Genomic DNA, 24121 nt, shown 5'->3' with positions numbered 1-24121 from the left:
TTTTATTAAGAGGTGAAAGGATGTGTAAAGAGTGTGGCTGTGGGCTTGTTCCTCCTTCTAAAGAAGGGGTAGAAGGACATCATAACCATCATGAACACCATCATAAACATAATCACGGTCATCCTCATGAGCACCAACATGGACCTACTCCGTCTAAAGAGACTTTACAACTTCTTGAGGACATCATGAAGTATAACGAATTTCAGGCAAGGCACAACCGAGAACACTTTGAGGAATATGGTATATATGCGATAAACCTTATGAGTGCCCCTGGGTCAGGTAAGACTACCTTGTTAGAAAAAACCATAGAGGCCCTTTCAGGCAGGTTAAGGATAGGGGTGATAGAGGGAGACTTAGAAACCGAAAGAGATGCTGAAAGAATAAGGAAAAAAGGAGTCCCTGTTTATCAAATAACCACCGGTAGCGCTTGCCATTTGGATGCTTCTTTAGTGCATAAAGCTATGCACAAACTTCCTATGGACCAGGTAGACCTTCTCTTTGTAGAAAACATAGGGAACCTTGTTTGCCCGGCAAGTTATGACCTCGGCACCCATCTCAACGTAACCCTTCTTTCTGTCCCCGAAGGAGAAGACAAGCCTGAAAAATATCCCCTTATTTTTAAGGTTTCTCAATTAGTGATTATTACTAAAGTAGACCTGCTTCCTTATTTTGACTTTGATTTAGAAAAAGTAAAGTCTCAGATTCAAAAAATAAACCCTAAAACCCAAGTTATCGCCCTTTCTGCTAAAACTGGAGAAGGGTTTGACCTTTGGATAAAATTTTTAGAAGAGACTTATCAGCAGTATAAAGAATCTTTAAAATAGAGGAAGGTTTATGTTAGGGGAAAAACTTTTATTAGCCCATGGAGGCGGTGGAGAAGAGACTTTATCTTTAATAAAAGATTTTATTTTAAAATATTTTTCCAATCCAATCCTTGAATCTCTTGAGGATTCAGCCTTAATAACCAATCAATTTTCTAAGTTAGCTTTTACTATAGATGGTTTTACGGTAAAACCTATCTTTTTTAAAGGAGGTAATATCGGAAAGCTTGCGGTTACCGGCACTGTCAACGACTTGGTAGTGATGGGGGCTAAACCGTTATACCTTACCGTAGGGTTTATCATAGAGGAGGGGTTTAAGATTAAAGACTTAGAAAAAATTTTAGAATCGATGAAGCAAGAGGCGATTAAAAACGAGGTTAACATCGTAGCAGGTGATACAAAAATAGTTCCCAAGTCAGAGGTAGACGGGATTTTTATCACCACCTCTGGGATAGGGGAGGTGGTTTGTCCTGGGATTTCTTGTAAGAACCTTAAGCCCGGAGACCTAATTATCGTTTCAGGCCCTATAGGTGATCATGGTGCTTGTATTTTAGCAGAAAGAGAAGGAATTAAGGTAGACATAGACTTGGAAAGCGATTGTGAAACCTTGTGGCCACTTTTAAAACCACTTTTTGAAAGCGGGATTGAAATCCATGCCATGAGGGACCCAACAAGAGGAGGTCTTTCAGCTACCCTTCATGAATGGGCTGACAGCTCTCAAGTAAACTTGATGGTAGAAGAAGAAAAAATTCCAGTAAGACCTCAAGTAAAAGCCTTTTGCGAAGCCCTGGGGTTTGAGCCTTATCATCTTGCCTGTGAAGGTAGGGTAGTGATAGCCTTACCAGAAAAAGAGGCTTACAGGGCTTTAGAGATTTTAAGGTCTCATCCCTCTGGAACTGAAGCCAATATCATAGGACAAGTACTTGATTATAGTCCTTCTCCTCAGGTTCTCTTAAAGACTTTATATGGCACCCATAGAATTTTAGAAAATACTTCCGGGGAACTTTTCCCAAGGATTTGTTAAGGTAAGACCATGCACGAGTTTTTTATCGTCCAAAACGTAATAAAAACCGTAGAAGACCTTGTGGTTAAATATCCTGGAAAAAAAGTAGTCAAAGCGGTGTTATTGATAGGAAAATTTTCGGGGGTGGAACCTGAACTTTTGCAGACCGCCCTTGATTTTTTTAAACAAGGAAGCGTTTTAAAAGATGCAGAAATCGTTATAGAGATAGAAGATCTAAAGCTTAGATGTAAAAATTGCCAGCAAGAATTTTCTAAAGATAAATGGGATATAACCTGTCCTTTCTGTGGGTCCTTTGAAACCGAGGTCCTTTCAGGAGAAGAGATGTTACTTAAAAGTTTAGAATTAGTCGATGAAGATTAGATATCAAATAAGGATAAACGGAGTAGTTCAAGGGGTTGGTTTTCGTCCCTTTATCTATAACCTTGCTAAATCCTTAGGTTTGGCAGGTTTTGTCAGCAATGACACCAACGGCGTTTTTATAGAGGTTGAAGGAGAGGAAACAGTCCTTAAAGAATTCTTAGACAAGTTAGTCAAGGAAAAACCTCGCCTTTCTCAAATTTATCGTATTGTCTGCGAAAAACTTGAACCTATAGGCTATAAAGAGTTTTTTATTAAGAAAAGTCTAAAAGACTCAGAAATAACCTTAGACATCTTGCCTGATGTCGCTACCTGTGAATTTTGTCTAAGAGAGTTGTTTGACCCAAAAGACCATAGATATCGCTATCCTTTTATCAACTGCACCCTTTGTGGCCCCAGGTTTACCATCATAGAAGCTTTACCTTATGACCGAGAAAAAACGGTGATGAAAGAGTTTGTTATGTGTGAAGACTGCTATAAGGAATATACCGACCCTACCGACCGCCGTTTTCATGCTCAACCTATAGCCTGTCCGGTATGCGGACCTTATCTTGAGTTCTATGACGTTAACCAAAATAAGATAGCAGAAAAAGAAGAGGCTTTAGCTAAAGCAATAGAAGCGATTAAGCAAAAACAAATCGTAGCGGTTAAAGGGTTAGGGGGATTTCATTTAATTTGTGATGCTACAGATGAAAAGGTGGTAGAACTTTTAAGAACCAGAAAGAGAAGGTCTAAAAAACCTTTGGCGGTTATGTTTCCAGATTTATCACAACTTGAGACATATTGTATTTTGACCCCTGAAGAAAAAGAACTTTTGCTCTCACCTGCTCAGCCGATAGTGCTTTTAGAAAAAAAAATCGATCTCTTACCTGAGGTTATCGCGCCAGGTTTAAAAAAAATAGGTGCCTTTTTACCCTACACACCCCTTCACCATCTAATTTTAAGAGAGATTAACCGACCTTTAGTGGTTACCTCTGCTAACCTTTCAGATGAACCGATAGTTATAAGTAACGAAGAGGCTTTTGTGAAACTTGCTTCTTTGGCAGACTACCTTCTTATGCACAATAGAAAAATCCTTAGAAGGGCCGACGATTCTGTCCTAAAGGTAATAGCTACTGGACCGGTGTTTATCAGAAGGGCACGAGGATATGCACCTTTACCAGTATTTTTGCCTTTTAACGTAAAAAAAAGGGTGCTTGCGGTAGGGCCTCGAGAGAAAAACACCTTTGCCCTTGCTTTTCAAAACAAAATAGTTTTAAGTCAGCATATCGGAGACATAGAAACTTTAGAAGATTTAAAGGATTTTGAAAAGACCCTTTTTGATTTTATCAAGCTTTACGAGTTTGAGCCAGAGATAGTGGTGGCAGACCTACATCCCCATTACGAAACTACTAAATGGGCTGAGAGGTTTGCCAAAGATAATGGGCTTGAGTTTATTAAGGTCCAACACCATTTTGCCCACATCCTTTCTTGTATGGCAGAAAATGAAATCTTCGATGAAGTCCTTGGGATTGCTTGGGATGGAACAGGGTATGGGGAAGACCAAACCGTTTGGGGAGGAGAGTTTCTTTTAGTAAAAAGTAACCGATTTCAGCGAGTTGGTCATTTTAGACATTTTAGGCTTATAGGAGGAGAAAAGGCTGTAAAGGAGCCAAAAAGAATAGCTCTTGCCTTAATGCTCGAAATTTACGGAGAAGAAGCTTTAAACAAGGACTTACCTTTTCTTAAGGAATTTTCTAAGGAAACCCTAAAACTTCTTTATCAGGCCTGGCAAAAAGGTCTAAATTCTCTTCTAACCTCCTCTTGCGGAAGGTTGTTTGATGGAGTAGCTGCTCTGACAGGTCTAAACTTTATCAACCACTATGAAGGAGAATCTGCTATGCAATTGGAAGATTTGTTTCTACCGAGTTTGCAGGATACCTACGAGATAAAGATAGAAAAAGAAGATGGGGCTTGGATTTTTGATTGGGAGGCATTAGTAAAAGGAGTAGCCTTTGAAAAGGCACCTTTATCGGTAAAAGCTACTAAGTTTATAAACACCTTAGCTAAGGTTTGCGAAGAGATAGCCATAAGGGTAGGAGTAGAAAAGGTGTGTCTTTCTGGTGGGGTAATGATGAACAAACCTTTGGTAGAAAGAATTATAGAAAGGTTAACCCAAAAAGGTTTTAAGGTATACTTGCAGAGAAAAGTTCCTCCCAACGATGGAGGTCTTTCTTTGGGACAGGCTCTATACCCCAATCTTTAAGTTGTAAAAGAACCGATTCAATCAAACGAATAAAGTTGTGCTTTACAGGGTCAGAAAAGCCATAATTCATCTCAAGATTTGCAGGCTCTAAACCCAAAACCACCAATTCCTCAGGGAAAAAACCACGCATCTCAGCTAAAGTAAGGATATCTAAAAAACTGACTTCATGAATAGAAAGTTTTTCTAATACTTGTTTGGGTAGGGTTTCTTTGGTAAACTTGTGAAGGGTTCCAGGAGGACTTCCTTGAGATATAGCATCTATTACCAAAAGTTTTTTCGCCTTTTCTATATAAGGAAGAAGCTGAAAACTTCCTACCCCGCCGTCGACTAATTCTACGCTTGAAGGGAACTCAAAGCATTCTTCTAACACTTTAACCGCTAAAACCCCAATTCCTTCGTCTGCAAGTAAAACATTCCCTATCCCTAAAACTATAATCTTATCCATTTTTAAATTTTTAATGTTTTAGGGCAAAAATATTTAGGGTAAAAAATAAATATAACATAATCTTTCGAAAAATTAACAGACAGACTTGTTAACATTTTTCATAGTTCCTCTTTGTATTGCGTAAAGACTCTTTTAAGGAGGGCATGGTAATTAGCAATTTAACCTTCATTAAATCCTTTCAACCTCCTTGAGTTTAATCTCTCATCTATTAGCTTAACCCTCCCCTAAAAATACCTCTATCACCTTTACTTTTCTTCTTTTTATCTTTTTTGCTCTACTCTTAAGTTGATTCGTTACGCCATCCCAAGCCTTTACTTCCTCATCACACAACCACAGTCTCTTTTTTAACTTGAGGTACTCTTAAGCCTTCAATTTCTACTATACTAATACTTCTTTCTTCAATAATAAGATTTTCCAAAAGGTTTTTAAGTAGGTTGTTGAGCACCTTATGAAATAAGGTTAAAATTCCTTCTAAGGAATGAAAGGGTAGGTGATTTTCGTATGAATCTTTATGGAAACAGGCATATCACTTATTATTCCTCAAGTCTTTACCCAATTAATGAGACACTACCTCTTTGATTTTTAAAATATTAAGAATATATTTAAAATAATTAAAGTCAAAAAATTAGGGTAATACTGATGATTTACAAAAATTTTATAGATAAGTTAATACCTCTTATAGAAAAGTATCATCCATTCAACTTAAAATACTTCAAGCTTATTTTCACAGTGGTAATGATTTTTTTACTTGGTATGGGTTTGTTACTTGGATGGTTTTCAACCATAAAGATTAGAGAAATTGTTATTGAAGATTTTAATCAACAGCAACTAATGCTTGCAAGGTATGCTGCAAGTCAGATAGAAAACTCTATTGAGTTATTAAAAAGAGAGCTTACGCTTCTTAGTCTTTCACCTGCAATTCAGTATTCAGAAAAACCAGCTTTAATAAACAGAATGAATATTACCTTTTTAAGCGCAAAATACGAAGGTGTTAGAGAAATAAAATTTATTGAGGATAAAATTAAAAACACATACAAAGTTATGGAAGCTAATAAATGCATTATTAAAAATCTTCAAAATGAAGATATAGAATTTTTAAATTGGGCATCTCTTAAGCAGAATAAGGGTAAAATATTATTTACTGAAATAATAAAATGCACAGATGAGGACAATTCTCAAAAGCTTATTATGAAAATGGTAACCCCAGTATGGCAAGTATCAATAGATGAATCTCATCCTGTTGCAACAAATAAGTTTTCAGGTGCTTTAGTTTTTACAGTAGACGTTACCCATTTAGTGAGTAAAGTTGCAGCGAAAATAATGTCAGGAAAAACAGGATATGCATGGGTAATAGACAACAAGGGTACTTTTCTTTATCATGAAGAAAAGTCGTTTATAGGTCAAAATGCCTTTGAAGCAAGAAAAGCTAAAAAACCAACCATATCCTTTACAAGGGTTAATGAAATTCAAAAGGAAAAGATGCTTAAAGGTGAGGAAGGAACAAGTTGGTATATTTCAGGATGGCATAGAGGGGTTGAAGGAGAAATAAAAAAACTTATTGCCTATACTCCGATAAAGTTAAAAGAAGAACCAGAACCTGTAATATGGTCTATTGCAGTTGTTGCACCTATAAGTGAAGTGGAGGGGGCTATTAAAACAGTTCATTTTCAGCAGATGCTTCTCCAAGGAATAATTATTTTTATCATTTTATCCGTTGGATTTTTTGTAAATTTTATTCTTGTTACCTGGTCAAATATTCTTGAAAAGGAAGTTGCCAAAAAAACAGTAGAGTTGAAAAAATCAGAAGAAAGATACAGATCTTTAATAGAAAATGCTGAAGATATAATATTTACCTTAGATTCAGAAGGAAAAATAACTTCAATGAACAAATTTGGATTAGAATTTTTTGGAAATAAAGAATCTGATATAATTGGTAAAAACATAGTAGATATTTTTATTCCTGATGGAGAAATTCTCATGATAAATGTTAAGCAAATATTTAAAACTGGTGAGAGTAAACAAATTATCCATAAAATAATATTGGATAATAAAGATTTTTGGTTTAATACAAATTTAAGAGGTTTAAAGGACGAAAAAGGAAATATTTATTCTATTTTAGGTATTGCAAGAGATATAACTGATCGAAAAAAAATGGAAGAGCAGAGTTATTACACAGAAAAACTTGCTTCTTTAGGTACTCTTGCTGCAGGTGTAGCTCATGAAATAAACAACCCCCTTGCCATAATTCTTGGATTTACAGATATTTTACTTGAGAAACTTCCACAAGATTCTCAGGAGTATGATGTTTTAAAAACAATTGAAAAACAGGCAATAAATGCAAAAAGAATTGTGGAAAACTTATTAAGTTTTGTAAGGCATAAAGAGCATAAGGAACAACTTATTAATATTAACGATTGCGTTGAAACAGTTTTAGCAATAATGAATAATATGATCGTAATAAACAATATTGAAGTAGCAAAAGATTTACAACAAAACTTACCATTTGTAAAAGGAGATGCAGGTGAATTACAACAGGTTTTCTTTAATATAATTAATAATGCAATTTATGTGATGAAAGGTGGTGGAATATTAAAAATTTCTACCAGATATGATGGTGAATGGGTTGAAATTAGTATATCTGATACAGGATATGGTATTCCCAAAGAATATAGAAACAGAATTTTTGATCCATTTTTTACCACAAAAGAGGTTGGGAAAGGAACAGGTCTTGGTTTATGGGTTTCCTATAACATTGTTAAAAAACATAATGGTATAATTACTTTTGTAACTAAAACTAAAGAAGAATCTGAACAGACAGGAACTACATTTATAGTAAAATTGCCACCAATAAAAGATTAAGGAGTCAACTATCAGAAAATAGGAATTAAACATGAGAGACCTCCAGAACAGGGAACTTAGAAAAAGCAGGATTAAAGAAAGTTTTTTTTCTACAAATTGCATAGATAACTCTTATAAGTTTGTTTACAACTGATATCATAGCTTTCTTATAACTGCCAAAGTTTTTCTTCTTACGTATAAAATAGGATCTGAAGTAAAAATTCCATTTTACTACACCTACCGCCATCTGGAAAAGAACATTTCTGAGAAAGCTCGACCCTTGCTTAGATATGCTCATCTTAGCTTTATACTTACCAGATTGTTTTGTTACTGGGTCTGTGCCCGCAAACTTTATGAGCTTTTTGGCATTAGAAAATCTTTTTACGTCTCTGATTTCAGCCAAAAAGAGACTTGCAAGTTTAGAGGAAATACCTTTTATAGAGGAAATGAGCTTAATTTGTTCTTGCTGGTCTTCATCCATTTTCTCTACAAGCATCTCTTCAAGCTTTTTTATTCTTGGCTCAAGGAAAAAGAGTTTTTCGATGTAGATGATAAGAGTTTGAGAGAGATAAGGATTGTCAACCCCGATAGAGTTTTTAGCAAGGTTTATGACTTCATCGGGAGAAAAGGAAGGGGTTTTACCTTTAGGAACAGAGGATTTAATAATTTCGGAAATTTCATTTGGTTTAGCTTTTTTAAGGGTTTTAGCAGAGGGGAATTTAAGGAGTATGTTAAGGAAGGAGTGGGAGTAAATATTAAAGTGCTTTTCAGCTTCTGGGAAAAGAACAGTGAGGGCGTATTTGATTTGAGTTTTAGCTTCAGCAAGTTCATGTTTAAGTTTTTGGATAAGACGAGAAGCACTACGGAGTTCAGAGTTTTCAGGATAGGATTTAAGGAATTCAGGGTTATTAAGAGCGAAGAGTGCAAGGATTTTGGCATCTTTTGTGTCGTATTTAGAGGGGTTGTTAGCGGAGATAAATTCAAAGAATCTGTGGACGATTTTAGGGTTAAGGATGAAGGTTTGGATATCTTTTTCAACGAGGAAGCAGTAAAGGGGGATGTGGAACCTACCAGAGGATTCCATAACAACGATAGGGTCAGAGAGGGTTTTGAGAAGGTTAAAGAAATCAGAGAAGCCTTGAAGAGACATAGAGAGTTTGCCGGAGGAGAGGGTTTTAGCTTCATGGTTAAGGATGCAGAAGTGGAAGTTATCTTTAGAAATGTCAACACCGATGTAATGGGTCATGATGCTACCTCCTTTTTAAGATTTTTGTCCCTCACACCATCCTCCCGAGTAGCTGGGGCTTTGGTAGCCCAACCAACTTATCGGGTGTTGAGGGACAGAGGGACATACTCCTTAAGAGGCTCAAAGGCCTACCAAAAATGGAGTCCCTGTCCCTCTCTAACTTATAAGCTTTTGTTTTATTATACAAAACAAAATGTGTTAAACAAACCTTAACATAAAAATTGCAGGAGGAGGATAAAGGATGGCTGAAAAGATTTTAATAATTGATGATGAGCCAGATATGCTTAAACTTCTATCTATGATATTAAGAGAAAAAACACCTTATGAAGTTTTCACTACAAATAATCCTATTGAAGCAGTTGAGTTGGTAAAAAGGGGGGAGTTTGACCTTATTATAACGGACCTCAAAATGCCAGGACTTGATGGTTTACAACTTCTTGAGGAAGCAAAAAAGAAAGATGAAGATATACCTGTAATTATAATTACAGCTTATGGGACAATTGATGCCGCCACAGAAGCAATTAAATTGGGAGCTTTTGATTTTATAACTAAACCTTTTAAAAAAGAACAGATACTTTTTACTATTGAAAAGGCTATAAAATGGTTAAAGGTGCAGAAGGAAAATAGAATATTAAAAGAGAAACTAAAATCTCAAAGCTGATTTATTTTTTCTTTCATATATTTTTTTATAAAATCATCTGTATACATTTGTGCTACTGCATCGTTAAAAAGTACCATATCAAGCTGTTTTGTATAAGCTGTTAATTTTCCAAGTATTTCAAGAGTATTTTCAATTGTAGATATATCATATTTAAGTAAAATAGCATCTATAACATCTTCTTTCAGAACAACTCTGAATCCTAATTTTTTAAGGATTTCAGTTATTAATCTTACTCTTCTTAATCTTCTGTCAAGAGCTGCGCCCCCGCCTTTAAAGAAAAATTTAATGTAGTTATCATTTATGTTTTCACCAGCATAGGCTTCAATCAATGAAAAATGATATCCCAATCGAATACTAAAATTCATATAGTTTTTAGTAACAATACAGAAACTTTTTTTCCCTGTTTCTTTAAGCTCATCTTCTGGAATAGATACAGTATGAGCAACCATTCCAAGAAATCCTTTTATATCAACAGGAGGAGGCCCTGGCCATTGCATTGATTGCATCCCTTTAAGTATGGCTTTAAAAGGAATGGAATATATATCCTCTGGGGTAGCCTTTTTTATCCCCTTTTTCAATCCTCCTCCTATATCAAGAACCAAAATTCCAATTGGTATTCCTGCCAAAAGAGGAATAGCATAAATTTCACTTTCTTCATATTTATTCCACATGGTAAACATCTCATGCATGACCATCTCATGACAGAATCTTGTTATATCATGAAGAGTTTTACAATTTTCAAGCTTGAAATCTTCACTTATAGGATCTACAAGATTCAGCGGAACAACAAGTTTTAAAACCTTTTCAAGAGTTTTAAATATTAAGGTATCTCTAAAAGGTTCTTTTTTTTGTTTACTATAAGCTTCAATAAGTTCATTTACTTTGCCTTCATAGATTACACAATTTATAGCATCTACAGTAATTTCCTGCCCATGTTTTATGGTTTTAGTTGCAACTTCTGTATTTAGTATTGTTGGAACATTGTATTCTCTTGAAAGAGATGCCATATGACCTGTTGGACTTCCAATATCAGTAATTATGGCAGATGCCTTATTCATAACTACTACATATTTTGGATTTGTATGTTTTGCAACAAGCACATGTCCTTCGGGAAAATTATCAAGTTCTTCATCTGATTCCAAAACAAAGGCTTTTCCATATCCAACACCTTTGCAAGCAGTAATACCTTTGTCAAGAAGAATATTGTATCCCTTTATCCTTGTCGGTAGATATACTTTTGTTTCAGACTTTTTCTCAAGAATTCTTAGTTGCCTTGCCTGAAGAATAAAAATATTTCCTTCTTCATCAATTGCCCATTCAATATCTTGCGGAAACCCGTAATATTCTTCAATTTTTATGGCTAATTTTGATAATTCAAGGATTTCTTCATTGCTTAAGGAGTTTGAAGAAATATTATCAGGCAAAGGAATTTCCTCTATACCTCCTTTTTCCCTGCAAATAAGCATTTTATTTTGTTTCCCAGGTAGTTTTTCAATGATTTCTCCCTTCCTATTCACTATATAGGTTTCAGCAGTTACAGTTCCATCAACAACTAATTTGCCGAGTCCTCTAACTGCATTTATTATTATGTTATCGCTTTCGGGATTGTTTGGATTACATGAATATATAACCCCACCAGCTCGAGCATTTACCATAGAAATAACTCCTACTGCCATGACCATTTCTGTTTCAGAAAATCCCTTTGTTTTATAGTAAAAAATCGCTCTTGTATTGAAAAGACTTGCAATAACCTTTTTATAATAGTAAAGAATCTCTTCTTCTGGAATGTTTAAGAAAGAGGAGTACTGCCCTGCAAAACTAAAATCAGAGTCCTCATAAATTGCACTACTTCTAACAGAGACCATACATTTTTTATTGAGCTTTTTACATAGATTTTCATAAGCTAATTTTACTGAATTTGCAATTTCTTCAGGAACTTCTGAATTTATGATTAATTCTTGAATTTTTTGGCTTCCCTCATTTAAGCTTTCAATTTTGTTGATATTAATACTTTGTAGGATTCGAGAAATTTGCTCTTTAAGCTGAACCTTTTCAATAAATTTTAAAAATGCGTAAGATGTAATAGCAAATCCCTCAGGAGTAGGTATTCCAAGAATATTTTTAAGCTCTGCAAGATGAGCAACCTTTCCTCCTGCAATTAATACGGAGTCTTTATTAAGCAATTCAAGAGGTATAGTAAAATCAGTTTCTAGAATTTCAATTTTTGAAATTAAAATTTTTTCTATTTTTTCTTTAATTTCGGTATAGATTTTTTCTAACTGTAAATACTTTCCATCAGAAAGAGCATTTAGATTTTTAATAATTTCATTTACTGCATCTAAAACATCCTTCACATTAGTTTTGACATAATGCATGTCAAAAAGATACTCTCCGGAAAGTTTTTCTTCCAGGTCTGCCATTATGCTTAAGGCCCGGTTATTTTCATTAAGAACTTTTTGAAAAAGTGAGTATTTTTCTTTTAAAACCTGTCTTAGTTTTTCTTTCTCTTCAATTTTTTTCTTAGACTTAAAAAGCCCAAACAAATCCGTTATTCTCATTATAAAACCCTCAAAAATCCGTTATTTTTACTATAAATGATTTTATTTGTTTTACAACTGTTTTTAAAATCCCTGTATATCTCCCCATAGTGTCCCTTTTATTGTGTAAAAATTTTTCCGGGAAAGGCATGGTAGTTCCCCAATTCAATTTCATTAAACCCTCTTAACTTCCTTGAGTTTAACCTCTCACTCAGTTCTTTCAAGATTAAATATAACAACCTCTCAACAGAGCCTTCATCCGGAAATACTTCTATTACCTTTATCCTCCTTTTTATCTCTTTCGCTAACCTCTCAACCTGATTAGTTGTATAAATAAACTGCCTTATCTCTCTCGGATACCTCAAAAAGGTTAATAATGCATACGCTTTATCCTCCCATTTCTTCACTACCTTAGGATATATCTTACCCCATCTTTCCCTTAATCTTAATATCCCCTCCTTAACTCTTTCTTCTGTTTCTGCTCTATATATCCTTTTTAAATCTTCTGCAAATAAACCTCTATCTTTTGCCCGCACCTTATTTAAAGAATTCCTTACAGTATGTAATACACAAAGTTGCCATTCCGAAGCTGGATAAACCATCTTTATGGCATTTTCTATCCCAGGCAAATCATCCGTAATAAAAAGTTGAACTTTCTTTACCCCACGCCGATTTAACTCTCTTAAAGGTTTTCCCAATTCTTGGCACTCTCCCTGGCATACCCAAATATCCAAAATCCAAGTATCTCTCTTCTCCCATCAGGCTTTATCCCTAAAGCTAAATATACTGGCTCCTTTGCTACCTCATTTCGACGAATAGATAAATAAGTTTTTTAACTTCATCTTCAGTCACCTTTATTAACCGGGAAATGCTTTTCAGCCCTCCTTCTTTCAGGAAGTAGGAAGGCACGAAAAGTAAATCTCTGGTATAAAAACCGTTTGCATAGTCTTCTTGCTCTTCTAAATAAATCCTTCTTTCTTCAAGCATAAGGTTTTCTAAAAGGTTTTTAATAAGATTGTTGACTTCTTGCTGAAAAAAGTTTAGAATCCCTTCTATAGGTTGTTTTGTTAAAGTTTTAGTTTTTTTTTCACGGTAGCTTCCCCTCCTTTCTGGTAGTTTTGGTTATTATGCATTGGGGAAGCTACCATACCCTTCCCTTTCCCTCAAGGCTTTACACAATTAATGAGACACTACCTATCTCCTAAATATTTATTTAATCATTTATTCTATAATAATTTTTAAAATTTTTAACTTTGCCTCTTGACAAAAATCCTAACTTCATTATAATAATTTTGTTATATTGTAATAACATTATTATAATACAATAATAGGAAAAAAATGGTTGAGTTAATCAGTAGAGATGAACATGAAAAGCTTTATCTGCAAGTATTTGATATTTTGAAAAGAAAAATTGAAAGTGGGGAATGGAAGCCGGGGAAAAAGATTCCCACTGAAGAACAACTTTGTAAGATGTTTAATGTAAGTAGAGCAACTGTAAGAAATGCTGTTTTGGAACTTGTAAGGCATGGTTATTTAATAAGAAAACAAGGTAAGGGAACCTTTGTGAGGAAGAATTTTATTTCAGAAGGTTTGCTGATGACAACAATTTTTAAAAAGCTTTGGGTTGAAGATGAATCAATTTTTAGAAAAGAAGTTCTTGCAAAAACTGTAATAATGCCAGTTGGTGATTTAAGTAAGGAACTTGGAGTTTTTGAAAATAAACACATCATATATCTGAGAATTCTTTGGCAAAGCGATAATGAACCTTCAATTTTACAAGAATCCTTTGTTCCCTTTAATATATGTTCTCACCTTCTTGAGGAAGACGTTGAAACTCAGTCAATTATTGACCTCTTTGAGAAGAAATACAGTATAAAGATTACAAAGGTGCATAACTTTTTTGAACTAAATTCTTTAGATAAAGAGCTTGCCCAATTTCTTCAGATTGCTGAAGACACCCCAGTGATTTTAATAACTCAAAAAGTTTTTTCAGGAAATACAGTAGTTCTTTTGAATAAATTTTACAAGAAAAATGACAAAAATAAGTTATTTATAGCTTTTCAAAGACAAATACTATAAAACTTAGGAGGTGTAATATGTCAGATGGAAAATTAGTTAAAGATGTAATGCTTGGGATATTTGAGTATCCTCACATTCCTTACTGGTTTAGCATTGAGCAAACTATTAAAGTTGTTAAGGCTTCTTTTATTCAAACTAAAAAATATACAGAACCGCTTACTGTACTTGTGTTTGATGAGAAGTATAATCTATTAGGAACCGTTACACTTAAAGATATTTTAAAAGGAATTGAACCCCTATTTCTTAAAGCACCTGCAAAAGCACAAGTACCAGAGGAAGAAAAAACAGGGCTTGCCATAGTATGGGATAGTCTTTTTAATCAAGAATCAAAAAAGCTTGCTAAAAAACCAGTAAGCGAGATAATGGTTCCAGTAAAACATTTTGTTGGACCAGAAGACCCTATTACAAAAGCTGCTTATCTAATGATTCATTACGATTTGCCTGTTTTGCCAGTGATTGAAGAAAAAAAGAAGTTTGTTGGAATTGTAAGAATGATTGAAGTTTTTGATGCTATATCAGAAGAAATAATAAAAGAATAGGAGGGGAGAGATGTCTGAGAAAAGAAAAATCGAAGGGTTATCAGAACCACCACCAGAGATTTATGTTGCAAAGGAAAAAAGAAAAATTAATTGGAAAAAAATACTTTTTATTTTTCTCGGTTTAGCTTGTTTTTTTATAGTATATTTTTCACCACCTTGGCCGGATGCAGTAGACCCTACAGGTAAACACTTTCCTCTTACACAGCAAGCTAAAGGGGCAATAGCTTTATTTCTTTTGGCAGGTATATGGTGGGTTTTTGAAGTTGTACCTATAGGTGTTACGGGTATTGCAATTGGTGTATTTCAGGCTCTTTTTGGGATACGTTCAGCAAAAGATGCCTTTCGTGATTTTATGGACCCAGCTGTTATGTTTATTTTTGGTTCCGTAGTTATTGGAATCGCTTTTACTAAAACAGGACTTACAAAAAGGATTGCCTATAGGATGCTTGCAATAGTAGGTGAAAGAACAGGCATGATCCTTTTAGGATCGTTTATAGTAACAGCTTTATTAACTCATTTTATGGCACACACCGCAGCTGCTGCCACAATGTTTCCCATCTTACTTGCTATAAATGCTTTATATGGTGAGGGAGATAAACCCACAAAGTTTGGAAAATCTTTGTTTATTGGAATGGCTTATGCTGCAGGTGCAGGAAGTATTGTTACCTTTCTTGGTGCAGCAAGAGGACCTGCTGCAGCAGGAATGTTTAAAGAATTTACCGGAAGAGACATAGGATTTTTTGAATTAACAAAATATATGTTTTTAATCGGTTGGTTGATGGTTTTCCTAATCTGGGTTTATTTCATGATTTTTCTTAAACCAGAAAAAAACATTATACCAGGTTTAAAAGATAAAGTTAAAACAATGGTTAAAGAACTTGGACCTATGACAGGTCAAGAAAAATTTGTGATCCTAACTGTTATAGCGGTTGTTTGTGCGATGTCAGCTCAGTCCTTTGTTCCAGCTTTAAAACCTCTTGATCGTTCGGCTATAATACTTTGCTCAACTTTACTTTTCTTTCTTGTAGGTATTTTAACGATAAAAGAACTTGAAGAAATTCCATGGAATATAATTCTCCTTTTCAGCGGGGCAATGAGTATTGGTTTTTGTCTCTGGAAAACAGGGGCAGCTCAATGGATTGCAATAAACTGGTTAGGATTGTTTAAAAATGCACCATGGATTGTTTTTGTTTTGGGTGTGGCTACTTTTGTTTTGCTGATGACCAATTTTATAATGAATGTTGCAGCCATCGCTATATCTCTGCCTGTTTCTTTAGTTATTGCTCAATATTTAGGTGTTGCCCCTGATGTTATACTTTATGCTTCTTTGGTTACCGCGGGAATGCCTTTCTTATTTTTAATTGGTGCAGCTCCAAATGCGATTGCCTACCAGTCAGGACAGTTTACGCTAGAAGAATTTTTTAAGCACGGTATTATAATGAGTATTGTATTGATTATTGTTCTTGCAATTTTTCTTGTTACAGTTTGGCCACTGCTTGGAATGCCAATACTTTTAAAATAGGGGGTGAACTATGGTTATAAAGCCTATTTTAGAAAGGCTTTTTGGAAGATTTTACAAAGAATATGACTTTGTAAAGAAATCCTACGATGTTTTGAAAAGCTTTGGATTTACATATGATAATGCTATCGCATCTGTATGTGTTTGTAGAGATGAGATTTCACAAACAGTAAGAAGCCATGTAAAAAGAATGTGGGGTGAAGCCTTTAATTTTTCTAGTCTTGCTGGACTATTTACAGCCGGCAAGACGGGTATGAAAGCATTTATAAGTCATGCACCACAAGTTGATGGTAAGGAAAGATATGTTTTTTATGCTTTTTCTCACATTGCAATCGATGAAAATGAGAACTTGGGCGTTTGTAAAAGAAAAGGGCTTGAAAAATCTCATGCCTGTGGTGCTTTGTGTCTTTTTTTAAATGAACTTTCATCAAAAAAAATAAGTATCAGGTTAGATGAAAATGACCTTGAAGAAAGTATTTTAAAAAGGAGATTGTTAAGAGAAATTCCTTACGGTGAAATTCCTGACCTTCTAACCCTTACAAAGATTACTCTTAAAGTAATTAAAGAAGACCTTGAAAACGTAATAGAAAAGGTTGTAGACCCTCAAAAATCCGATTACGCTGTTTTTACCGGTATTCAAGTTCATGGACCAGAGGAGAACTATATTGTTCCTGATGAAGCTTATGTAGTATTTAACGGTGAAAAGAAAAAACTTGAAATTTAGGAGGTTTTTATGAAGTGGCCATTTATATTTTTATGGCTTTTTTGGATGTGTTTTTTTAATGTATTCGCCTTTGCAGAAGAGACACAAAAAGATTTAGATATATTTTATATTTCAGGAAAAATCATTGATTCTCACAAAGAACCTGTAAAAGAAACAGAAATTAGATTACTTGTTGATGGAAAACCTCATAAATTGATAGTAGAGGATAAAGAAATTGATAAAACCGTTACTTCCTCTCAAGGAACTTTTCAGATTGAATTCCATCTTCCGAAAGGTGTTATCGAAAAGGCTAAAATTCAGCTTGAGATAGTAAAAAGTTCCTATAAGAAAACATTGGTTGAGTTTAAAAAAGAGGATTTTGCGGTTAAAGGAAATCAATTTTACCTAACTAAGGACATAATGATTGAAAGAAAACTCGGACCTGCTTTTTGGATCGCAACAGCAGTTTTTCTCATTGCCTATGCTCTTATATCCTTTGAACTGCTTCACAGAACGGTTGCAGCCATGTTAGGTGCGGCAACCATGCTTATTTTAACCTATACCCTTGGCACCTTTAATCCAGAGTTTCATATCATTTCCTTTGAAAGAGCTATCCAGGCAATAGACATGAATGTAATTTTTCTTCTTATGGGAATGATGGTAATAATCGGAGTACTTAAACATACAGGGATCTTTCAGTGGTGTGCTTATATGTCTTATAAAATTGCAAAAGGAAATGTTATGGCTCTTGCAATCATCTCTTGCTTTTTTATAGCCGTTACCTCTGCTTTACTTGATAATGTAACTACAATGCTTCTTTATACACCTGTTTTAATAGAAATTGCCATAGCTTTAAAAATTAATCCTTTGAGTTTGCTTATTCCAGGTATAATGGCATCAAACGTTGGCGGAACTGCAACCCTTATCGGTGACCCACCTAACATTATGATTGGCTCATATACAGGCCTTACTTTTATGCAGTTTGTATATGCTCTTACCCCCGTTGTTCTCATCTGTATGATAGCTTTAATAATTTATAATAAATTTTTCTATTCAAAGGAATACCAAAAAGGAAAGGTTGAAAAAATAGATGATTTTATAAATTATTTAAGAGAAGAATATAAAATCAAAGATAAAACCCTTCTTAACTATGGCCTTTTAACTATGGCAATCGTTATCTCGTTTTTTGTAACCCATGGAATTTGGCATATGGAAGTAAGTATTCCCGCTTTGTTTGGTGCTGGGGTGCTGTTTACCTATGCAGTTTTAACTAAAAAAGTAAAAATGTTGGAATTGATTGAAAAAGATATAGAGTGGACAACCCTTTTATTTTTTATTTTTCTCTTTATAATCGTTGGAGCGGTAGAGGAAGTCGGGTTGCTTGCGGTTATCGCAGATTGGGTTCATAATCTTTCTGCCGGAAATTTAACCGTTGCTATATGTCTAATTTTGTGGGTTTCCGCTATAATGAGTGCCTTTGTAGATAACATTCCCTTTACTGCAACCATGTTGCCTATAGTTTCCTACCTTACAAAGGTAATTCCAGGTGCTGAAAGTAATGTTCTTTGGTGGGCGCTTGCTTTAGGGGCCTGTCTAGGAGGTAATGGCACAATAATTGGTGCTTCTGCTAACGTTGTAACTGTAGGAATTGCTGAGGCAGCAGGCTACAAAATAAGCTTTTTTGGATTTATGAAGTACGCTTTTCTTTTTATGGTAATTACTATTATAATTAGTAATATATGGCTTTTACTCTTTTACTAAGGTTTTATTTTAAAAAATGAGGGGGAAAAAATGAATAAATGTTATTTTGATAAAGTTTTATTACCGGTTGATGGGAGTCCAAATGCATTAAGAGCGGTTAAATTTGCTGGGGCTTTACTAAAAGGGATTGAATCCTTAAACATTACTTTTCTTTACGTAATGGCAGGTGGGTACTTAAGTGAACACATGAAAAATGTTGATTTTAGGGCAGAGCTTATAAAGGGTTCAGAGGTTTTTAAAAAGATTAAAGAGAAATATGTTGAAGAAAATATAATGCCTTTTATGTCTGAGTACGAGAAGATTTTAAAAGATGCTGGATTTAATGGTTTAATAGAAAAAAGAATTGAAGAGGGAGACCCTGGAAATAAAATAATTGAAATTGCAAAAAAGGAAAATTTCCAGACAGTAATACTTGCAAGAAGAGGAATGTCAGAATTAAAGGGTTTTTTTCTTGGAAGTATATCAAGTAAAGTTTTGCATGGATTGATAAATCACAATGTATATCTTGTTGGAGAAAAGGTAGTAGAAGAAACCCCTGTTTCCCAGGTTTTAGTTCCTGTTGATGGTTCGGAATACTCGATGAAAGCAGTAGAGCATGCAGTATGTGTAGTAAAAATGGTTAAAAGTATAAATAAAATTACCCTTTTAAGGGTTGTTAATCTTTCTTTTTATCTTGAAAGAGTAAGGGAGGGTATAGATCCTGAGCAAGAAGCCAAAGAAATCCTTGATAAAGCTAAAAATAAATTTTTAGAGGAAGGGATTTCTCAAGACTTAATTATAACTAAAGTTTCTCTTGGTTTTCCTAAAGAAGAAATAGTTAAAGAAATAAAAGAAGGTGGTTATGACCTTGTAGTTATGGGTAGGAAAGGCCGTTCAGCCCTTAGAGAAATCGTTCTTGGCGGAGTAAGCTCATCAGTTATAAGTAGATGTTTAGAGCCAACCATTGCGATAATAAACTTATAATACCTAATTAAGTGGTTCTTAAATGGATACAATCTCCTGAATAGATTTTTACTAACGAAGGGGCTCCTGTTTCCAAAATAAGGGCCCCGTCTTCTGCTATATCAATAGCTATTCCGATTAGTTCTTCTTGAGGTTTTATGATTTTAACCTTTTTGCCTAAGGTTAAACAAAGTTCTTTCCATGCCTTTAAGATTTCTTCAGATGTGGTTTGGGAATATTTTTCAAAATTTTCTATGATTTCTATGATGATTTCTGTTCTATTCCAAATTTTGTTAGTAAGCTCTTGTAAAGAAATACCGGTAGGTTCTAAAGGACTAATTTGATTGTTAACGTTTATTCCTATTCCTATTATAGCATACTCTATTTGGTCTACTTCAGCCTTTAATTCAAGCAAAATTCCTGCAACTTTCTTTATTTCTTCATTTTTTAAAAACACTACATCGTTAGGCCATTTCAGATAAAAAGGAAGCTGGGTTGTTTCTCTAAGGGCTTTAACTACACATAAACTCGCAAGGTAAGTAAGTATAAAACTTTCTCTTAAAGAAAAAGAAGGTCTGATTAATAAACTCATCCATATTCCGCCTTCGTTTGAAAGCCATGACCTTCCAAGCCTTCCACGTCCAGAGGTTTGTATTTCAGCTATAACTAAAAAATTTTTTTCTTTTTTAGCCAGTTCTTTGGCTACTTCCATCGTAGAAGAAACAGACCGAAAGTAGTAAACTTTATCTACCAATCCTATCTTTTGTTTTTTTAGAGCTTGTTCTATTTTTTCAGGTAAAATTAGGTCTGAGGTAGGCTTGAGAGTATAACCTTTTTTGGTGGTTACAATAGGGTATCCTTCTGCTTTTAAGGCTTGAATATACTTCCAAACAGCCGTTCTTGAGATTTCAAGCTTTTGTGCCAAAATTTCTCCTGAAATAAAAGAAGATTGAGACAAGAGTTCTAAGATTTTAAATTTTTTAAGGTTGTAATTACGCATTTATATTAGGATATACTTAAAAATTTTAGCAACGGAGGAGGAGGGATTCGAACCCCCGGAAGGGGCTTAACACCCCTTCAGCCGATTTCGAGTCGGCCCCCTTCGTCCACTCGGGCACTCCTCCTTTTTTTATAAACTTTAAACAGTTATCCTTTTTTGTCAACTTATCCTTATGAGGTTGTATTTCATGGTGTTCCTTTTATTGTGTAAAAATTTTTCCGGGAAAGGCATGGTATTCCCCAATTTCATTACATCCTCTTAACTTCCTTGAGTTTAACCTCTCATTCATCTCTTTTAAGATCAAGTATAATAATCTTTCAGGAAGTAGGAAGGCACGAAAAGTAGATCTTTGGTATAAAAACCGTTTGCATAGTCTTTTTGTTTAGAAATTCTTTTATAGGTTGTGCGGTTAAAGTTTTGTTTTTTTTAATGGTAGCTTCCCCTTCTTTCTGGTAGTTTTGGTTATTAAGCATTAGGGAAGCTACCATACCCTTCCCTTTCCCTCAAGTCTTTACACAATTAATGAGACACTATCAGGACCCAACAATCTGGATAAAACCATATCTATCTTACAAGAAAAAGGAGTCCACCTTTTAACCTGGGAGGAAATCAAAGAATTTTAGTTAAGGCTTTTACAAAGTTCTTCAAGATGGGTTATTTGTGGAGGTAATGTAAGGGGAGGTTTTATTTTTTTTATTTCAGAACAAGCCTTTTCTTTATCTCCCTTTTTTAGATAAGCTATAATTAGATTATAACGAATAATTGGGTCGTTTTTTAAAGAAAGTGCTTTATGAAAGACTTTTATGGCCTCTTCAACGGCTCCGATTTCAGTTAAGCAACCACCTAAATTGTTCATTACTAACGGATCTTCCTTTTCTTTTAAATAATTTTCATAATAAACAATAGCCATTTGATAATTTCCTTTTTTTCTTTCTTCTTCAGCCAAAACAAGAAGATTGTTTAATAAATCTCCTTGGGTTAAGAGAAATCCTTCTATAACCTGTGGTTGAGAAGATGTTTGAGGTAATTTAGAAGGAGAGATAGCAGGGTAAGAAAGTTTGGTTTTAATCTTTAGGGGAGAGGAGAGAGTTTTTTCAGGAATTTTTTTAGATAAAGAGGGGGATGGGGAAGAGGAATTTGTTTGATTATGCACAGTTTGTGTATAGTTTTGAACTAAATTAGAAATAGGTTTATTTAGGGTAGATTTTTCAGTAGATTTTTTAACAAAACTTTTGATATAGTAACTAAAAAGGGTTATACCTATTCCAGAGACAAAAGTTATGATAAGAAAAAATAAGAGCTTTATTTTAAGTTTTTTTCCCTGAAGGTTGCTTTTTTGAGGGTTAGAAGTCTTTAATTTTTTTATGATTTCGTAAAAATTACTCATAGTTTAAACTATGTCTACCTTTATAATAATTACCAGCTCTGTTTTTTGTTTAGATTTTTGGTTAGTTTTAAAAATATTCCCCAATATAGGTATGTCTCCTACTCCTACAAGTTTTTTTTCATTATTAATTTCTTTTTCAAGGATAAGTCCACCTAAAACTATTATATCACCAGGGTTTACTTTTATAATAGAAGTAGCTTCTCTCAAGTTAACCTCAGGGAGGGTTATTGAGGTATCTTGCCCAAAATCCTCTCTTTTTAAAGAGAGGATATCACTTTTAATAGGTACTATGTGAAGCAAAATTTCTTTTTCTTCTGTAAGATAAGGTGTGACAGCTAACATTACTCCTTCAAAAATAGCCGAAGTGGTTATATTGGTTTGAACCTGGGCGGTTTGTTGGGAAGAAACTAAATTTCTGGTAATCTCCTTTACGAACTCTACAGATTTACCTACGCTTATCAAAGCAGGTTGTCCATGGATAACTCTTAAACGAGGATTAGAAAGTAGATTGATGTTTCCATATTGTTTTAACAAGTTTAAAATCAAATTAATGTTAGGGCTTCCTGTAATCGTAAGAGAAAGGCTGGGTTCATTAGTTTTAGTGCTAAAACGAGAAGTAACTTCGTTAAACCTTACTGAATTTTTGCCTAAGGGGAAATTTGAAATTTCTATCCAATCTATACCCAAATTATGCTCTTTGTTTAATACTACTTCTACAATTTTTGCTTCAATAATTACCTGATTTTTATATTTTGATTTTATATCATTTATAAAATTATAAATCGCTTTTATATGACTTGGCCTATCTTTTACATATAAAGTACCTGTAAGTCTGTTTAATGTATAGACTCCGTTTTCGCTTATAAGATCCTTTAAAGAACTTTCTATTTGGTTATAGATGTCTATCTGTTTTTTGTCAATTTGTCCTTTTATTTCATATTTACCTTTTAGAGAGGAGCCTCCGATAGATGCAGAAGAACTGCCACTAGAACTACCTGTAGAACTTCCTAAATTGGTTGCTCCTCCAAGGACATCACCTCCTAAATTAAAATCACTTTCTTGGACTACATGTAAAAAACTTAAAGAAAAGACTTTTTCTTCAAACGGCACCACGTAAAGTACCCCTTTTTTGATTTGATAATGGAGGTCTAAGGATTCCAAAATAGCCTCTAAAATGTTTTTTAAAGGTTGTTTTTTAAACTGAAAGCTGATTTTCCTAAATTCTTGAGGAACATTTTGATAAACCTCAGGAGAAATGATTAAATTAAGCCCAGCTTCTTTAGCAAGAAAATAAAGCACATTTTCAAAGCTTTCATCTTTAAAAGAAAGAGTAAGTATTTTGTTTTCAAGAGGAGAAACCTCTGTATAAATAGGGGATAGCTTAGGGAGACTATATGTTGTTTGTTTAGTATTAGAAGAGTTTGAAGTAGAACTCTCTTTTAAAGTTTCATTAGCATAAAAGGTTTGTAAAAATTTAGAAGAACTTTTTTCTATCTCAGGTTCTTTTCCCGCACAGCTTACTAAAAAAATAATACTAAAAACTAATAGTTTGTCCCAAAAAAAGCCTTTTAATCTCGCCCTTAATTTGTAGGTCCACATAATAATCACCTATTTTTACTATTTTTATATCTTGAGTTAAATTACTTCCTTCTGTAAAATATTTATCGTTTATTATACATTTTTTCTTATTTCCTTCTATATAAATCATGCTTAAATTTAACATATAGGGTTTAATTGTGGTTAAAAGGGTTTTTTCTTTGGAAGGTTCAGTTTTTTTGGCGTTTACAAAAAGGTCTTTATTTACCGCAGTTTTTTCTATAAGCTGAAAAGGTTTTAAATAATTCAAGGCATTAATTTCGTTGATGATTTCTATATAGCTTGAAGATAGGTTAATTACGTAAAAAGGGGTAGAAAAGACTTTTTGTTTGATAAGAAAAAACGAAAAACAAGTAAGAACTATTAACAAGAAGCAAGGACCCCAAAATATTAGGTATATTTTATAGTTTTCTTTCATGGT

The 24121-nt window shown here is 34.0% G+C and carries 24 protein-coding genes and 1 tRNA gene; 13 read left to right on the top strand and 12 right to left on the bottom strand.

Translation table 11 applies throughout. The annotated features are described in order from the left end of the window. Positions 1–20 precede the first annotated feature (20 nt). From hypB to hypF, 4 genes are read left to right on the top strand one after another with little or no spacing between them, the layout of a single operon-like run. Positions 21–824, top strand: coding sequence for a hydrogenase nickel incorporation protein HypB (gene hypB / locus F1847_RS07755; RefSeq protein WP_150072484.1), 804 nt, complete (start codon positions 21–23; stop codon positions 822–824). 10 nt (positions 825–834) lie between these two features. Then, a complete protein-coding gene (gene hypE / locus F1847_RS07750) occupies positions 835–1845 on the top strand; it encodes a hydrogenase expression/formation protein HypE (RefSeq protein ID WP_150072483.1) in 1011 nt (336 codons plus the stop codon). A gap of 9 nt (positions 1846–1854) precedes the next feature. Continuing rightward, positions 1855–2205, top strand: a complete 351-nt coding sequence (gene hypA / locus F1847_RS07745) for a hydrogenase maturation nickel metallochaperone HypA (protein WP_150072482.1) — start codon at positions 1855–1857, stop codon at positions 2203–2205. After that, positions 2195–4447: a carbamoyltransferase HypF gene (gene hypF, locus F1847_RS07740; RefSeq protein ID WP_150072481.1), complete on the top strand. Its 2253-nt coding sequence runs from the start codon at positions 2195–2197 to the stop codon at positions 4445–4447. The genes hypA and hypF overlap by 11 nt, the downstream gene beginning before the upstream one ends. On the opposite strand, the gene F1847_RS07735 is transcribed toward hypF, so the two are convergent. Next, on the bottom strand, positions 4368–4892 hold the full coding sequence (locus F1847_RS07735) for a HyaD/HybD family hydrogenase maturation endopeptidase (RefSeq protein WP_150072480.1): 525 nt from the start codon (positions 4890–4892) through the stop codon (positions 4368–4370). The genes hypF and F1847_RS07735 overlap by 80 nt on opposite strands. 639 nt (positions 4893–5531) lie before the next feature. Here F1847_RS07735 and F1847_RS07730 point away from each other — a divergent pair. Then, positions 5532–7751: a sensor histidine kinase gene (locus F1847_RS07730; protein ID WP_168194300.1), complete on the top strand. Its 2220-nt coding sequence runs from the start codon at positions 5532–5534 to the stop codon at positions 7749–7751. Between the two features lie 25 nt (positions 7752–7776). Here the strand turns inward: F1847_RS07730 and F1847_RS07725 are convergent, their stop codons facing one another. Next, entirely contained in the window at positions 7777–8976 is a 1200-nt protein-coding gene (locus F1847_RS07725) for an IS110 family transposase (RefSeq protein ID WP_150072479.1), read from the bottom strand. On the opposite strand from F1847_RS07725, the gene F1847_RS07720 reads away from it, so the two are divergent. Further along, entirely contained in the window at positions 8932–9189 is a 258-nt protein-coding gene (locus F1847_RS07720) for a hypothetical protein (protein ID WP_150071130.1), read from the top strand. The two genes, F1847_RS07725 and F1847_RS07720, sit on opposite strands and share 45 nt — an antisense overlap. 28 nt (positions 9190–9217) lie before the next feature. Beyond that, a complete protein-coding gene (locus tag F1847_RS07715) occupies positions 9218–9637 on the top strand; it encodes a sigma-54 dependent transcriptional regulator (protein WP_150072478.1) in 420 nt (139 codons plus the stop codon). On the opposite strand, the gene F1847_RS07710 is transcribed toward F1847_RS07715, so the two are convergent. The 4 genes from F1847_RS07710 to F1847_RS07695 form a co-directional block, all read right to left on the bottom strand. Next, on the bottom strand, positions 9628–12195 hold the full coding sequence (locus tag F1847_RS07710; RefSeq protein ID WP_168194299.1) for a PEP/pyruvate-binding domain-containing protein: 2568 nt from the start codon (positions 12193–12195) through the stop codon (positions 9628–9630). The genes F1847_RS07715 and F1847_RS07710 overlap by 10 nt on opposite strands. A gap of 98 nt (positions 12196–12293) precedes the next feature. Beyond that, complete coding sequence (locus F1847_RS07705) at positions 12294–12908, bottom strand: transposase (RefSeq protein WP_168194298.1); 615 nt, start codon at positions 12906–12908, stop codon at positions 12294–12296. Beyond that, positions 12857–12991 (bottom strand): transposase, encoded by a 135-nt coding sequence (locus F1847_RS09565; protein WP_150072786.1) that lies wholly within the window; start codon positions 12989–12991, stop codon positions 12857–12859. Before F1847_RS09565 ends, F1847_RS07705 begins: the two co-directional genes overlap by 52 nt. After that, complete coding sequence (locus F1847_RS07695; protein ID WP_150071618.1) at positions 12973–13161, bottom strand: hypothetical protein; 189 nt, start codon at positions 13159–13161, stop codon at positions 12973–12975. The genes F1847_RS09565 and F1847_RS07695 overlap by 19 nt, the downstream gene beginning before the upstream one ends. Positions 13162–13512: 351 nt before the next feature. Here F1847_RS07695 and F1847_RS07690 point away from each other — a divergent pair, with 351 nt between their 5' ends. From F1847_RS07690 to F1847_RS07665, 6 genes are read left to right on the top strand one after another with little or no spacing between them, the layout of a single operon-like run. Further along, positions 13513–14253 carry a GntR family transcriptional regulator gene (locus tag F1847_RS07690; protein WP_150072476.1) on the top strand — a complete coding sequence of 247 codons (741 nt, stop codon included), beginning with the start codon at positions 13513–13515 and terminating at the stop codon, positions 14251–14253. 17 nt (positions 14254–14270) lie between these two features. Then, positions 14271–14792, top strand: a complete 522-nt coding sequence (locus tag F1847_RS07685) for an HPP family protein (RefSeq protein ID WP_150072475.1) — start codon at positions 14271–14273, stop codon at positions 14790–14792. A gap of 10 nt (positions 14793–14802) precedes the next feature. Then, complete coding sequence (locus F1847_RS07680) at positions 14803–16314, top strand: SLC13 family permease (RefSeq protein ID WP_150072474.1); 1512 nt, start codon at positions 14803–14805, stop codon at positions 16312–16314. A gap of 10 nt (positions 16315–16324) precedes the next feature. Next, positions 16325–17035, top strand: a complete 711-nt coding sequence (locus F1847_RS07675; protein WP_150072473.1) for a hypothetical protein — start codon at positions 16325–16327, stop codon at positions 17033–17035. A gap of 9 nt (positions 17036–17044) precedes the next feature. Beyond that, positions 17045–18775, top strand: a complete 1731-nt coding sequence (locus F1847_RS07670; RefSeq protein ID WP_168194297.1) for an SLC13 family permease — start codon at positions 17045–17047, stop codon at positions 18773–18775. 30 nt (positions 18776–18805) lie between these two features. Beyond that, a complete protein-coding gene (locus tag F1847_RS07665) occupies positions 18806–19738 on the top strand; it encodes a universal stress protein (RefSeq protein ID WP_150072472.1) in 933 nt (310 codons plus the stop codon). A 7-nt stretch (positions 19739–19745) separates the two neighbouring features. On the opposite strand, the gene F1847_RS07660 is transcribed toward F1847_RS07665, so the two are convergent. The 6 genes from F1847_RS07660 to F1847_RS07640 all read right to left on the bottom strand — a co-directional run bounded on the left by F1847_RS07660 (position 19746) and on the right by F1847_RS07640 (position 24118). Then, complete coding sequence (locus F1847_RS07660; RefSeq protein WP_150072471.1) at positions 19746–20717, bottom strand: biotin--[acetyl-CoA-carboxylase] ligase; 972 nt, start codon at positions 20715–20717, stop codon at positions 19746–19748. A gap of 32 nt (positions 20718–20749) precedes the next feature. Then, a tRNA-Ser gene (locus F1847_RS07655) sits at positions 20750–20841 on the bottom strand. 193 nt (positions 20842–21034) lie between these two features. Next, positions 21035–21205, bottom strand: a complete 171-nt coding sequence (locus tag F1847_RS09235) for a hypothetical protein (protein ID WP_168194296.1) — start codon at positions 21203–21205, stop codon at positions 21035–21037. A gap of 131 nt (positions 21206–21336) precedes the next feature. After that, positions 21337–22104 carry a tetratricopeptide repeat protein gene (locus tag F1847_RS07650; RefSeq protein ID WP_150072470.1) on the bottom strand — a complete coding sequence of 256 codons (768 nt, stop codon included), beginning with the start codon at positions 22102–22104 and terminating at the stop codon, positions 21337–21339. Positions 22105–22107: 3 nt separating this feature from the next. Beyond that, positions 22108–23703: a hypothetical protein gene (locus F1847_RS07645; protein WP_150072469.1), complete on the bottom strand. Its 1596-nt coding sequence runs from the start codon at positions 23701–23703 to the stop codon at positions 22108–22110. Continuing rightward, entirely contained in the window at positions 23639–24118 is a 480-nt protein-coding gene (locus F1847_RS07640; protein WP_150072468.1) for a hypothetical protein, read from the bottom strand. The genes F1847_RS07645 and F1847_RS07640 overlap by 65 nt, the downstream gene beginning before the upstream one ends. Between the last annotated feature and the right edge of the window lie 3 nt (positions 24119–24121).

It is taken from the genome of Thermodesulfobacterium sp. TA1, from assembly GCF_008630935.1.
Lineage (GTDB): Bacteria > Desulfobacterota > Thermodesulfobacteria > Thermodesulfobacteriales > Thermodesulfobacteriaceae > Thermodesulfobacterium.
The sequence above is the reverse complement of the archived record's forward strand: the minus strand, read 5'-3'. Positions and strand labels throughout refer to the sequence as shown.

Excerpts from the sequence above, each read along its gene's own strand:
- F1847_RS07685 (WP_150072475.1), top strand. The coding sequence starts at position 14,271 with ATGTCAGATGGAAAATTAGTTAAAGATGTAATGCTTGGGATATTTGAG.
- F1847_RS07725 (WP_150072479.1), bottom strand. The coding sequence starts at position 8,976 with ATGACCCATTACATCGGTGTTGACATTTCTAAAGATAACTTCCACTTC.
- F1847_RS07665 (WP_150072472.1), top strand. The coding sequence starts at position 18,806 with ATGAATAAATGTTATTTTGATAAAGTTTTATTACCGGTTGATGGGAGT.
- F1847_RS07730 (WP_168194300.1), top strand. The coding sequence starts at position 5,532 with ATGATTTACAAAAATTTTATAGATAAGTTAATACCTCTTATAGAAAAG.
- F1847_RS07640 (WP_150072468.1), bottom strand. The coding sequence starts at position 24,118 with ATGAAAGAAAACTATAAAATATACCTAATATTTTGGGGTCCTTGCTTC.
- F1847_RS07690 (WP_150072476.1), top strand. The coding sequence starts at position 13,513 with ATGGTTGAGTTAATCAGTAGAGATGAACATGAAAAGCTTTATCTGCAA.
- F1847_RS07710 (WP_168194299.1), bottom strand. The coding sequence starts at position 12,195 with ATGAGAATAACGGATTTGTTTGGGCTTTTTAAGTCTAAGAAAAAAATT.
- F1847_RS07715 (WP_150072478.1), top strand. The coding sequence starts at position 9,218 with ATGGCTGAAAAGATTTTAATAATTGATGATGAGCCAGATATGCTTAAA.
- F1847_RS07660 (WP_150072471.1), bottom strand. The coding sequence starts at position 20,717 with ATGCGTAATTACAACCTTAAAAAATTTAAAATCTTAGAACTCTTGTCT.
- F1847_RS07735 (WP_150072480.1), bottom strand. The coding sequence starts at position 4,892 with ATGGATAAGATTATAGTTTTAGGGATAGGGAATGTTTTACTTGCAGAC.
- hypE (WP_150072483.1), top strand. The coding sequence starts at position 835 with ATGTTAGGGGAAAAACTTTTATTAGCCCATGGAGGCGGTGGAGAAGAG.
- F1847_RS07650 (WP_150072470.1), bottom strand. The coding sequence starts at position 22,104 with ATGAGTAATTTTTACGAAATCATAAAAAAATTAAAGACTTCTAACCCT.
- F1847_RS07695 (WP_150071618.1), bottom strand. The coding sequence starts at position 13,161 with ATGCTTGAAGAAAGAAGGATTTATTTAGAAGAGCAAGAAGACTATGCA.
- F1847_RS07675 (WP_150072473.1), top strand. The coding sequence starts at position 16,325 with ATGGTTATAAAGCCTATTTTAGAAAGGCTTTTTGGAAGATTTTACAAA.
- hypA (WP_150072482.1), top strand. The coding sequence starts at position 1,855 with ATGCACGAGTTTTTTATCGTCCAAAACGTAATAAAAACCGTAGAAGAC.
- hypF (WP_150072481.1), top strand. The coding sequence starts at position 2,195 with ATGAAGATTAGATATCAAATAAGGATAAACGGAGTAGTTCAAGGGGTT.
- F1847_RS09235 (WP_168194296.1), bottom strand. The coding sequence starts at position 21,205 with ATGGTAGCTTCCCTAATGCTTAATAACCAAAACTACCAGAAAGAAGGG.
- F1847_RS07680 (WP_150072474.1), top strand. The coding sequence starts at position 14,803 with ATGTCTGAGAAAAGAAAAATCGAAGGGTTATCAGAACCACCACCAGAG.
- hypB (WP_150072484.1), top strand. The coding sequence starts at position 21 with ATGTGTAAAGAGTGTGGCTGTGGGCTTGTTCCTCCTTCTAAAGAAGGG.
- F1847_RS07670 (WP_168194297.1), top strand. The coding sequence starts at position 17,045 with ATGAAGTGGCCATTTATATTTTTATGGCTTTTTTGGATGTGTTTTTTT.
- F1847_RS07645 (WP_150072469.1), bottom strand. The coding sequence starts at position 23,703 with ATGTGGACCTACAAATTAAGGGCGAGATTAAAAGGCTTTTTTTGGGAC.